General features: G+C 54.1%; 8 protein-coding genes. 7 read left to right on the top strand and 1 reads right to left on the bottom strand.

The annotated features are described in order from the left end of the window. Window positions 1-300 precede the first annotated feature (300 nt). Together tnpA and tnpB are read left to right on the top strand one after the other, a co-directional pair. Window positions 301-678: an IS66-like element accessory protein TnpA gene (gene tnpA, locus RKA07_RS16485; RefSeq protein ID WP_310966855.1), complete on the top strand. Its 378-nt coding sequence runs from the start codon at window positions 301-303 to the stop codon at window positions 676-678. Then, on the top strand, window positions 675-1,028 hold the full coding sequence (gene tnpB / locus RKA07_RS16480) for an IS66 family insertion sequence element accessory protein TnpB (protein WP_310966854.1): 354 nt from the start codon (window positions 675-677) through the stop codon (window positions 1,026-1,028). The genes tnpA and tnpB overlap by 4 nt, the downstream gene beginning before the upstream one ends. Before the next feature lie 12 nt (window positions 1,029-1,040). Here the strand turns inward: tnpB and RKA07_RS16475 are convergent. Further along, a protein-coding gene (locus tag RKA07_RS16475) for an IS3 family transposase (protein ID WP_310966853.1) occupies window positions 1,041-2,584 on the bottom strand; the annotation gives its coding sequence in 2 pieces (ribosomal slippage) (window positions 1,041-2,113 and window positions 2,113-2,584; 1,545 coding nt in all). Window positions 2,585-2,691: 107 nt separating this feature from the next. On the opposite strand from RKA07_RS16475, the gene tnpC reads away from it, so the two are divergent. The 5 genes from tnpC to RKA07_RS16450 all read left to right on the top strand — a co-directional run bounded on the left by tnpC (window position 2,692) and on the right by RKA07_RS16450 (window position 11,677). Then, window positions 2,692-4,236: an IS66 family transposase gene (gene tnpC, locus RKA07_RS16470; RefSeq protein ID WP_310966852.1), complete on the top strand. Its 1,545-nt coding sequence runs from the start codon at window positions 2,692-2,694 to the stop codon at window positions 4,234-4,236. Window positions 4,237-4,396: 160 nt separating this feature from the next. Further along, window positions 4,397-7,615, top strand: a complete 3,219-nt coding sequence (locus RKA07_RS16465) for a hypothetical protein (RefSeq protein ID WP_310966851.1) — start codon at window positions 4,397-4,399, stop codon at window positions 7,613-7,615. Next, window positions 7,608-8,744 carry a hypothetical protein gene (locus RKA07_RS16460; RefSeq protein WP_309045226.1) on the top strand — a complete coding sequence of 379 codons (1,137 nt, stop codon included), beginning with the start codon at window positions 7,608-7,610 and terminating at the stop codon, window positions 8,742-8,744. The genes RKA07_RS16465 and RKA07_RS16460 overlap by 8 nt, the downstream gene beginning before the upstream one ends. A gap of 615 nt (window positions 8,745-9,359) precedes the next feature. After that, complete coding sequence (locus tag RKA07_RS16455) at window positions 9,360-9,932, top strand: hypothetical protein (RefSeq protein WP_310966850.1); 573 nt, start codon at window positions 9,360-9,362, stop codon at window positions 9,930-9,932. Between the two features lie 110 nt (window positions 9,933-10,042). Further along, the gene (locus tag RKA07_RS16450) at window positions 10,043-11,677 is read left to right on the top strand and encodes a hypothetical protein (protein WP_310966849.1); all 1,635 of its coding nucleotides are present in this window, start codon (window positions 10,043-10,045) and stop codon (window positions 11,675-11,677) included. Window positions 11,678-11,704 lie beyond the last annotated feature (27 nt).

Raw genomic sequence — 11,704 nt, 5'->3', positions numbered from 1 at the left:
GGATGCTCACATAGAGGGCCGAGGGCGGCCACCGCCGGATAATCCGGAAGGTGTTTTACTGGATTGGATCCCAGCAATTGGAGGACAGTGCGCCAGCAACAAACTGGCCGTCAAACGATATGCAAGCCGATAGCGAGGCAACAACGAGGTGATATTCTGGGTGCCCACGGCAGCGCCACTATGTGTTACGCCTACTGGGCCCCGAAAGCGCTTCGACAGTAAGCGTCCGGTAATCCCATCTTGAACCAAGCGCTGCCGCCGTCAGGATAGTGTCCACTTATTTTCTAGTGGACACTTAACATGAACGAATTAAGCGTAACCAAGCCCTACCAACGCCGTCGCCGCTTTTCCCGGGAATTCAAAGCCGATATCATCCGCCAGTGCCAAGAACCCGGTGCATCCGTTTCTCGAATCTCACTGGATAACGGTCTCAACGCCAACATGGTCCGGCGCTGGATCAGCGAGGCGCGGCGAGCGAATAAAGCAACGTCGAAAACGCCAGGGTTCGTGCCGGTCAATCTGCCAACAGTGGACTCTGCACAGAGCAATCAATCAGTCCCAAACAAGCGTAGCACCATCCGTATCGAGATTCCCCGCGCCGGTGGTGCGGTTGTGGTGGAGTGGCCTGCGGAGCAGGCTCATCAGTGCGCCGCTCTATTGCGGGATTTGTTGGGATGATCCGTGTTGACGAGATCTGGCTGGCCACAGAACCGCTGGATATGCGAGCCGGGCCTGACAAGGCACTGGCTCGGGTGATTCAGGTGTTCGGTTCAGCCAGACCGCATTGCGCCTACCTGTTCGCCAACAAACGGGGTAACCGGATGAAGGTGCTGATCCACGATGGTCTCGGCGTCTGGCTATGTGCTCGCCGGCTGAATCGGGGCAAATTCCACTGGGGCGAAACCTGGCGTGGTGACCAACTGCGCCTGACCGAGGAGCAGTTATCCGCCCTGGTTCAGGGCTTGCCATGGCAACGCCTTGGCGCGGAAGGCGTCATCGGAGTCTGTCAACGTAGATGTCGCGTTTAAGTCATCAGCTCTTTAACAATTTACCGCCTTTTCCGGATTCAGGGTGACTGACTCCGGCAAGCTGAAGTTTCGGATATCACCAGACCAGCGACGCGGGTTCTCGGCTTTCGCCGCTTCAATAACCTGCTTTCGCTGGGCGAGGATCTGATCAGCTTCGCCCGTATGGCGTTGCTGGGGTGTTACGTAGTTCAAGGCGCTGTGCCGGTGCTCGGTGTTGTACCAACGTACGAACGCCAGTACCCATTTGCGGGCCTCCTCGATGGTTCTGAAGCCGTTTGTCGGGAACCCCGGACGGAACTTCAGGGTTTTTAACAACGACTCCGAGTAGGCATTGTCGTTACTAACCCGGGGCCGACTGTTCGAGGGTGTAATGCCCAGATCGTACAGTTTCTCTAGGAAGGTCGAGGCCTTCATGGGGCTGCCGTTGTCGGAGTGCAGTACCAGAGGCTTCTCCTTCGTCGCCAGGTGCTCACGCCAGTAGGCTTTTTCGATGAACTCGCTGGCAAGCTCACCGGTTTCACCGTGATAGACCTCGTGTCCCACGATCTTGCGGCTGTATACGTCCAGCATCAGGTACAGATAGAGCCAGGTGCCTTTTGCTGGCCCCGGTAGCCAGGAGATGTCCCACGACCACAGCTGGTTCGGTTCTGTGGCCTTGTGTGTGGTTGCCCTGCGCTTGCTCTGGGGCGCTTTTTGCCGACCTCTGGGATGTACTTGATCCTTCTCCCGCAATACTCGGTAGAAGGTGGATTCTGAGGCCAGGTAGCGGCCCTGATCCAGCTGATCCGCAACGATGAAGGCCGGCGGACAGCTTCGATATTCCTTCTGGTTGCACAGTGAGACCACGGCCTGACGCTCCTCCTCCGAGAGTTTGTTGGTGGGTGCTGGTCTGGGCACCACCGGTCGTTGATCGGCGTTGACAGCCTTGTCTGCCGTCCAGCGCTGATAGGTGCGTATACTCAGGTTCAGCAAGGCGCAGGCCTTGACCAGCCGGGCTCCGTTACCCTGAGCCTCTTGGATCAGGGTAACCGCCTGCTGGCGATCCGGGAGGCTGGTCATTCGTCCTCGTCTTTGGGGCCCCAGATCGCCTCGGCTTTTTTTGACAGCGTCAGCAGTGCAGCCGTTTCTGCCAGAGCTTTTTCTTTGCGTCGCAACTCGGCTTCGAGTTTTTTGACTCGCTTTTTCTCAGCCTTGGCTGCTTGGCGATTCTGCTTGGCCTGCTCATCAGACAAGGCATTGGCACCCATGCAGGCGGCTTTCCAGGCTTCGATCTGTTCCGGGTACAGACCGTGCTTGCGACAATATTCACTGAGTTCCGCCTCCGTCATCGGGGCGGTTTCCAGAACAATGCGGAACTTCTCTTCGCTACTCCACTTGTCGGGATGAGCTGAATTCGATGGCAAAACGGCACCTCGTCCTCTGGCGGCTTTACGCCAATTGTACAAGGTTGCGGTACTGATGCCTTCCTGGCTGGCCAACTCGGCAACCGTCAGGCTGTGAGGTGGAGCCATCTTCTGGAGAATGGCTTCTTTACGTTCCGGTGAGTAATGGGGCATGGTTGTCCTCTGAAATATTCAGGCGACAACAACGCTGACACATAGGGATGCTGCTATAGCCAGAACCGCGAATCGCTTGCCGCACAGGGACTTGGCATACTGGCGGCATGACTCAGCGCCCCGATCTCGACCAACTCTCTGCCGATCAGCTCCGTGCTCTTGCCACGGAACTGTTCGATCGAGTCGAGAACAAGGAGCGCGCTCTGGTGCACCGTGATGCGGTCATCGAGAAGCTGACTCACGAAGTAGCCATCCTTAAACGTCACAAGTACGCCCGACGCAGTGAGCAACTGGACGCAGTCCAGGGAAAACTGCTGGACGAGTTGATCGACAGCGACCTGGCGGCCATCGAAGCCGAGCTTGAACAGGTGATGACCGAGGAGCAGAAAGCTGCCCGGCCAAAGCAAAAGCCCAAGCGCACCCCGCTACCACCGGAACTGCCCCGCACCCTGATCCACCACGAACCGGACAATACCCAATGCCAGTGTGGCTGCCAGCTCAAGCGTATTGGTGAGGACATCAGCGAGAAGCTCGACTACGTACCAGGCGAGTTCACCGTGGAGCGCCACATCCGGGGCAAATGGGCCTGTGACAAATGCGAAACCCTGATCCAGACACCGGTACCACCGCAGGTGATCGACAAGGGCATCCCCACCGCTGGCCTGCTGGCGCAGGTGCTGGTCGCCAAGTACGCCGATCATCTTCCGCTGTACCGTCAGGAACGCATCTTCGGTCGCGCTGGCCTCGAAATCCCGCGCTCCACCCTGGCCGAATGGGTGGGTGCCTGCGGTTTACAGTTGCAACCGCTGGTGGATGCGCTGAGAAACGCTCTGTTGAAGCACAGCGTTCTGCATGCCGATGAAACCCCGGTCAGCATGCTGGCCCCGGGCAAGAAGAAAACTCACAAGGCCTACGTCTGGGCCTACTGCACTACACCGTTCTCGGACCTGAAAGCCACTGTTTATGACTTCGCGCCCAGCCGGGCGGGTGAACACGCCCGGACCTTCCTGGGAGACTGGCAAGGCAAGCTGGTCTGTGACGATTACGCCGGCTACAAGGCCGGGTTCGGCAACGGCATCATCGAAATCGGCTGCATGGCCCACGCCCGACGCAAGTTCTACGATCTGCACGAAGCCAATAAGAGCGAACTGGCGGCCAAAGCGCTGGAATATATCGGCGGGCTCTACGAGATCGATCGGGAAACCAAAGACCTGCCGCCGGATAAGCGGCGGGAAATCCGGCAAACCAGAGCCAAACCGCTCGCCGATGCACTGCATCAGTGGATGTTGGCGCATCGCCAGAAAGTGCCGGATGGTTCCGGCACGGCAAAAGCATTGGATTACAGCCTCAAACGCTGGGAAGCGCTGACGCGCTACCTGGACGATGGTGCTGTGCCCATCGACAACAACTGGGTGGAAAACCAGATCCGACCCTGGGCGCTGGGGCGCAGCAACTGGCTGTTCGCGGGCTCACTACGGAGCGGTCAGCGTGCTGCTGCGGTCATGACTCTGATCCAGTCAGCCAAGCTGAACGGGCATGATCCCTATGCCTACCTCAAAGATGTGCTGACCCGGCTGCCGACGCAGAAGAACAACGCCATCGATGAGTTATTGCCCCACAACTGGAAGCCGGCTATACCTGACAAGGTGTGATAGCCGGGCGCTTACGGTTAATACAGGCTTTACCAATGCTTTTCTGGCAAACAGCCTCGCGCCACAAAGGAGCAGAAGCCCCTCAGTTGAGTGGCTGTTTGATCGTCCGGAAAAGTACCTCCTTGATCTCAAGGGTGAGTATGCAGAGTCGTCTGACCACTTGGCTGTTCAAGTGCACCAGCGGCAGGAAGACCCGGATCCAGATGATCCAGTACATGAGGACGAACGCCCGGAGATGACGGCGTTAGCAAAATGCCTTAGTAAAACTCTGAAAGAATTAGAAACTGCCTCTAAGGAAACGAAGGATAGTGGAGGGAGCGGTACCTTTGATTGGCCGGACAATACGCCAGCCGTTGAAGACTGTGTTAAGGATGCTCGTGATCGTTTAATTGGGGCTATCCAGCTGGATGATCCGATTGGAAGGCTTCGCTACCTGCAGCAGCGTCGTTTAGTGGCGACTTGGTTTACCAATGCTGCGGTGAGACGGGCAAAGGCACGTCCCTATTTTGAGTCCGCTTTGCTAATAAATGCTGCGGTTGTTCCGAGCAGTATTGGTGGTCAACGAAATCCACTGCATCAGCATATATCGGAGATAAGTGGTGAGGGCCGAAAGGAGTTGGAACGCTCCATTGCGGTTTCCGAGAGAAAGCTGGCAGTGGAGTATGGGAATAACCTGCAGGAGGATCTTTTGGGTCTGTTGCAGCGTAGTTGGGTGCAGCACAGTCTGGTGGACCTTTTCACCCACAGTGGGTATGACTACGCAGGTGCTTTCCATTTTGTTGGTTCGCTGATTAAGGAAGTGATAAGTGAGCCAGAAGAATGTGATGTATTGGCCGCTAGAGTGGAAGACACAAAGGTGGGAAAGGGTAAAAGTTGGCTCCTTGACTTTTGTAGCGCAGGGCACAGTCAATTGTTGTACTCATTACTTTTCCCTAAATTCCGCATCGAGGAACTGGCACGTCCCTATGAGCCTCCAGCCGAGCCGGATGAAAACTCTGGCGATGGTAGCTTCCGGGCCAGTGAACTAGCCTCTCTCGAAAACGAAGACCTTCCGGAGTTGGATCTTGTCGTGACGCGGGACGGTCTGGAACTTGCCGCAGCTGCCGAGGCCGGCGTCTTCTCAACGGCATTTGCTTCAAGCTTGAGGACAGGTGCCCAGTCGTTATTGAGTATTCATGGCAATTTATGGGGCGCGATTCAGAGTGCTAGCCAGCCCTTGGTCAGCGGCAATCAAAAGCTCAAAGATATCGATGCCCAACTCAAAGCGATGGAAGCGGACATGGATCGCTTGAGTCGTGAAAGAGCTAATGCCGAGAGGGCAAAAGTGGATGCTCAAGCCAAGGTTTTTGATGAATCTCGCTCACAGCGGCAGCAGGCTGAGTCGGCAGGCCGGAAGGCGGAAGAGAGCCTTAAGCACATAGCGGCAAAGGAATCGGAAATTAATCTGCGTGCAGAGAAACTGGTTCAACAGAAGCAGCAGCTATTTGCAAAGGCAACTACTGCTCAAATGAAGCTGTACGCAGGTTCGGTTCAGCAGCTTCGGGCTTCAATGCCGTTCTTGACAGGCAATGTCCGGCTGGAGCGTCTTTCAAAGGCTAAGCAAAAAGGTTACTACGTGATTGGCATATCTGGCATCGAGGAGCTTCCCGAAGAGGGCCGAGCCATCCGGATGTTTGGCGATATCACTGAGCTAAAAGAAGCGAACCTCCACCCCCGGGCTTCCACCAGCCGAGCGCGAGCCACGGAACAGGGGTTGCCCTCCGGTAAAGCGTCGGAGGCGCTGGTACTGACCGTGCCAGAAAACGAGAAAATGGCAAAAATACTTAGACACTTGGGCGCGGCAGAAAAGCAGTACACAAATGCTCTGAAGGAATTGGGCATCTGGGAGCGCTATGCTGCACAATCCTCGAATCTGTCGGCAGCAGCAACAGCCTTGGCAGTCCAAAGGATAGCGGATGCCGAGTTGAAACTGGAAAAGGCTTTAGCGAACTTCGAGAGGGTGGATGGCAGCTTGCAAGCTGCCAATGACGCCTTCGATGACCTGGAAACAAATAGAGCGTCCCTGGGTGCCGAAGTACGCGGATTTGAGGACGCAGCTAGGAAGACGGAAAACAGGCGTCTTTACCGGGTTCTCAATTCGCCACTTTTGCCTGCGGCAGTTATGTTGATGGAGCTGCATAATGTGTCGAGTGTAGCAGCGTCCGTTAAGAGAGAGTGGCGAGCTAAAGGACAACTCACTGCTGTAAGCGGCGGGTTAAGCGCAGCGTTTGATATCGGTATTGCAACGGTCACAGTTATAGAGCGGTTTCTTCAGAATGTCGCACTTGTGGAAAGGATCTCCAGGCAGTTTTTGTCGCGGGAATGGGTCGGACCATTTGCGATGAGGCTAGGTGAGCGCCTTGGAGGTCCCCTTACTTGGGTCAAAGTATTTGGTGCAGTGGGCGGAATCCTGATGGCTGTAGACTATTCTCTGGATGCCAATTACTTGTATCGCATGGGAAATACTGGTGGATCGATTGGCGCGGGAATAGTGGCCGCGGGGGGGGTGGCATTAACGTTTTCCAGTTTGGCTGGGTCGGCGGGTTTATTGTTTCTGGGGCCTGCGGGCTGGCTTGCCCTTGGTGTGGTACTAGCGATCTCGGGCACGGCTATGATGGCATGGTTCAACGAAGAGTCTATAGAAATCTGGATGCGCCATGGTCCCTTTGGTTCAATGGCCGAGAAACCCTTCCTTAAGGAACCGCGGGAGGCCTACTACCGTCTTGTTAGTTTGCTAATGGGTATCAGTGTTTTGGTCGAGCCCAACCCACTGCGCGGCCAGGTACTGCGGGGTGAGTTGAACGAGAAGGACGAAGATAGACTGGCAGTGCTTCGCGAAGCAAACACCCGTCTACGAGTAGAAAGCGCCATCCCTGGCTTATTTAAGGATGCCGAGATGGTAGATGTGAAGCCATATCTGCGATTGGTAGAGACAAAATCCGAGCGGGGGTATTTGCTGGGATTGAGTGATATGTCCAACTCTAAAGTTACACTAGTCGAAGAAGAAAAGCTGAAAAGCTACGTATTGCGAGAGGAAGAATTTTATGGTGGAACCTACGTGTACCTGAAAACACCGCTTACACGCAGTACCAAATCACAGCGCTGGCTAGGTGCGGTCGAATTGAGTGAGACCTGGTCTTACCACTGGAATGTCCGGGTTCAGTTGCAGGTTAAGATGAAAGAAGATGAGGAGCCCCTGGTGTTTCCAGCCCCTGATCCGGAGGATCCTTTGGTATTTAACAAAGCCAATCAGGAGCATTCCCAGCCGGATTTCGGTGAAAAAGGGCGCCCTTTCTGGTATGACGAACAAGTCCGCTTTTATGGAAAGCTCAATGACTGAGGCATGTAGCTATTATGGCACCGAAGCATATAGATCTGATTCGTTTCCAGACCAACCTGTCCAGAAACAGGATTTCAACCACTCGAAACTGAGACGCTCAGCCGGTTATCGACTGCCTTGGGGTGGCACTAAGCATGTAATCCCGCCCATAGTAATGGAGCGCACGCCACCGAAAGCACTTCGCTACATCGAAAAAAATGGAGATCTGCTCGAGGGTAAAGGGTTTCAAGGTGAGTTCAGTCATGAATGCATTCGTTTTGCACGGCTTGCCTTACGGTCAAGGGTTGTCAATTTTCTCGAGGTAGGTGGAAAAATGACAGCCGTTTTGTTGACACCTTTTGTTTTGATTACCTATTTCATGTTTGTGTATTTACTTGGTCCAACCGAAACATGGCTTTCGGTATTTCAGGGGTTTTTACCAGCGATTTTTGGGGCCATCGTTTTGCCAGCTTTTGTGTGGCTGATTGCAAGGCTATCTTTCAAACTCTTCCCTCGATGGTTTGTGAAGAACGGCAGGGGGCCTGAGTGGGAACTTAATCGACGAACCGGGATGGTCACTTTGTGGCTGTATCCGCGCAAGTGGGCGTTCAGGAAACAAGGATCGCCTCAGATCATACAAGCTCCCTTTTATGAGTTTGACGGTTGGGTCATGGGCGGGGCTGATCGTTTTGGGACACGGTTCGACTTTGTATTGTGTCATCGTTACCAAAAGTTGAGTGTGCATATTGGTAACGACTTACTAAGCTGGCATCGCTTTCCCGACATGTGTTACGCATTTTGGGATTTTATCCAGAACTACATGGATGTGACGCGACCTTTACCTGACATGCCGGCCTTGGAGGCCTATCGCCATCTTGATCCAGTTACTGCTGAGCATGATCGAAGAAATAGAAGGGTCGCGCGTTACTGGAGGGACATGGACGACCGGTCTTTTGATCAGAAGGTGCGTCAAATGTTTGATGAGGTTAAACGAATCAACCCTGAGCAACGCCCAAACCTGATGGCAAAGAAGGTGCGCTATGCACACATGACGCCAGAGGACATGCTCGCCTACGGTCGTGGCTCAAGGAAGCCTCGCCAAGGCCGCTCTGGAACCAGAATAACCAGGCAGTCAGTTGAAAATACTTGAAGATATTAAAGGGAGCTTCTTTCCTGACAGGCTGTGGCGGGTACTTGGGCATGCGCTGGGTTCATGGCTTTTATATTTTTCCTCATGTTCCTCTACGGAATGTGAGTCAGCAACAAGTTCATGAAAATGTTGAGTAGTCAGTTTGGCGGCGTCAACGCCATTGAATACTATGGGCCCTTTGCCTACCGTTCAGAGTCCATTCCTCCGCAGAAAAATCAAACGGAAGAACTAAATCGCACTGGCTTGGATCGATCTGCCAGTCTCCGGTTGCCCTGGGGTAATACCCGTGAGGTGATGCCACCCTACTTTTTGTCCGGAAATCCGCCCAAAAAACTGCGAAGGTTGGAGAAGAAGGAAGACCTAGCGGATAAGCACGGCCTTTACGTTGAGAACAGTCACGAATGTTTTAGACATGCCCCCCTAGGGTTCCAGGCGCGCTTTTTTAACATGATAGGCGTTCTGGGAAGAATTTGGACTTATCTCGTTTCACCAATGTATGTGTTAGTTTTGATATTGACCTCCCCGCTGGTTGGAAATAGGGGCGAGAGTTGGTCTGAGTACATTCAAGGCTTAGTGGCGTTGCCAAATTTGGTTCTCCTGGGGGGGGGCGGGGTGATGATACTTGTATCCACATTGGCGTTCCGCCTCTTCCCCAAATGGCTTCACCAAAACGGCCGCGGCCCCGAGTGGGAGTTCAACCGACGCACCGGCATGATCAAGGTCTGGCAATATGCCCGGAAGCTCCCATTCCTGCCCCGAAAACCCCCAGTCGTCATCGAAAAACCTTTCTACGAGTTCGACGCCTGGTGCTGTGCTCGCGTAGACCGGTTTGGCACCTTGTTTGATCTGGTGCTGTCTCATCGCTATAGCAAGCTGGACGTAACGGTTGGCGATATTCTGGGCGCTCACGGCAGTGCCACCATGTGTTACGCCTACTGGGACTTTATCCAGAATTATATGGACGTGACCCGTCCGCTGCCAGAGATGCCCATGCTGGAGAAGTACCGCCCGCTGGATCCGGTCACTGCGGAGCATGACCTGCTAACCGGCCGTCTTCCTCGCTACTGGCGGGATATGGACGACCAGACCTTCAAGAAACAAGTGGATCGGATGTTTACAGATGTCACCATCATCAACACAGCGCAGCGGCCGAACTTGATGGAAGAGAAATTGAGTTACGCCTCGTGAGCCTAACAAACATCCGAATTACGATTTGGATGATTAGTATTTATGTTTTTTGAAAACCAAGCTCACGGCGAAAAGAATGGCCATAAACTAGAGAGCAAAAACTAAGAATCATGGAAGATTCATTCACACCAACAGAGCGCGCCTTCACCGACCTTATCGCTAGTGAAGACCACATTGGTCTGATAAGGGGCTGGCGAGACGTTATTTTTCATACGCTATTTGTAAGGAAACGGCACGATCTGGGGTTGCCTGTCTTGCTACCCATCGAAGACGGGCGATGCTTCATCGCTAGCCCAGACCCGGTGGCGGCCCGGGCCGCGATCAAAGACTTCAGATTCGACGAAGAGCTGGATGTTTTTGTCAAACCGGTTCCCTTGGGAGAGCTCGCAAGGAATGCGTTCCTTTTAGGCGCGTGGCTCTGCTGGACCGGGTCGAACGTAATCATGAACACGTCACTGATGCATTTAATTGGAATGAAGGCTCTCAAGCAGGAGCCTTCAGGTCAGGAGCGTTTGTATCAGGCGAAAATCCATGAACTTCAAAACCCGGGCGGGCTCGTCGAAATAATCAAGGCGCAAAGCTGGGTGATCAGCACTGTATCTGGAAATTCGGTTACAGAAGTGGCTCGCGAGAATCTTATCTTCGATGATCGCGGGCTTGTGGTGTTTGGGCCTGGCCTTGGCCCAAAAGGTGGTGCTAAGAATCGCAGCGACCTGTCGGCTGAAGAGCAGGCGCTGTTTGATTGGTGGGCTGAACCTTTGTACGACTATGCCGCGTTGAAGGAGGGGGGTGAAGGAGAGAACGGAGCGGATGAAAATGCCAAAAGCGTAGACACTTACGTCCCGGTTCCTGCCATCGTTGACGAAGAAAATCTTCGTTCCTTCTATGATCTGGAGCGTGCTGTTCATAATCAAATCATGCCGGATGCCACCAAGCTGCAATTGGAAGTTATTGAAGACCAGGTGATTCCTGAAGTAGAAGAGCAGGATAGCGATGAACTTTTGAGAGTGGATGGGCGGCGGTTCCGTATCTTGTTTGCCGACCATCCTGAGTGGAGCTTGCCCTTGGGCGGGGATGGGCTCGCCATGACGGATTACACTGGGGAGGTTTGGCTGCCCCAGGAGCCTGGTGTCCATGAAGTGCCGGAACACTTGAGGTTGCGACTTACCCGGGCAATTGCCTGGGTGTTGTTCTGGCACGGGCGTGACCCGGGCAAGCCTGCGCATCTGGTGTTAGGTCAGTTCGAAGGCGTTAAGCCGTTTTGTCCTGATAACATGAATCGCCTCTTCGTTCCGGATGCGACCGACGGACGTTTTCCTGCCCTGGCTTGCATGCCGTGTGGTGCGCAGCAGGTTCCCGTGCTTGTTCACGGTGAAGTACCTGAGGGTTACGTTTGTGAAGTTCTAGAAGAGTGCCGGGTTCCCGCTTCGGATCTTCCCCGCGGATTAGTCGGGCGGGATTCTCTGTTGGTTAACGGCTCAGTGCCCTTCGTTTCCATGTGTGCGTTTCTGGTGGTACCTGTTGCCGCAATCGAGTTTCCCAAAGATTGGTATGCCGGCATCCGGACGTCCAACACTCAGCTAATCTCGGACTTTGAATACTATCTTGCGAAACAGGGCCTGAGTGATCAGGCCAAGCTGGATGTGCAAGGTAGCAAAGACCCCGGCGGCGTTGCTGGTGTCTTCTGGGCATGCGCTGGGTTTATGGCTTTTATATTTTTGCTCATGGTCCTTTACGGAATATGAGTCGGCGCCACAAGCGGGAGTCTGATC

This window comes from Marinobacter xiaoshiensis (assembly GCF_031631795.1).
GTDB classification, from domain to species: Bacteria; Pseudomonadota; Gammaproteobacteria; order Pseudomonadales; family Oleiphilaceae; genus Marinobacter; species Marinobacter xiaoshiensis.
Note: the sequence above shows the minus strand (reverse complement) of the source record. Positions and strands in the feature narration are given on the sequence as shown.

Bases quoted from the DNA above. Each gene is read 5' to 3' on its own strand.
- tnpA (WP_310966855.1), top strand. From the start codon at position 301: ATGAACGAATTAAGCGTAACCAAGCCCTACCAACGCCGTCGCCGCTTT.
- tnpB (WP_310966854.1), top strand. From the start codon at position 675: ATGATCCGTGTTGACGAGATCTGGCTGGCCACAGAACCGCTGGATATG.
- tnpC (WP_310966852.1), top strand. From the start codon at position 2,692: ATGACTCAGCGCCCCGATCTCGACCAACTCTCTGCCGATCAGCTCCGT.
- RKA07_RS16450 (WP_310966849.1), top strand. From the start codon at position 10,043: ATGGAAGATTCATTCACACCAACAGAGCGCGCCTTCACCGACCTTATC.
- RKA07_RS16455 (WP_310966850.1), top strand. From the start codon at position 9,360: ATGATACTTGTATCCACATTGGCGTTCCGCCTCTTCCCCAAATGGCTT.
- RKA07_RS16460 (WP_309045226.1), top strand. From the start codon at position 7,608: ATGACTGAGGCATGTAGCTATTATGGCACCGAAGCATATAGATCTGAT.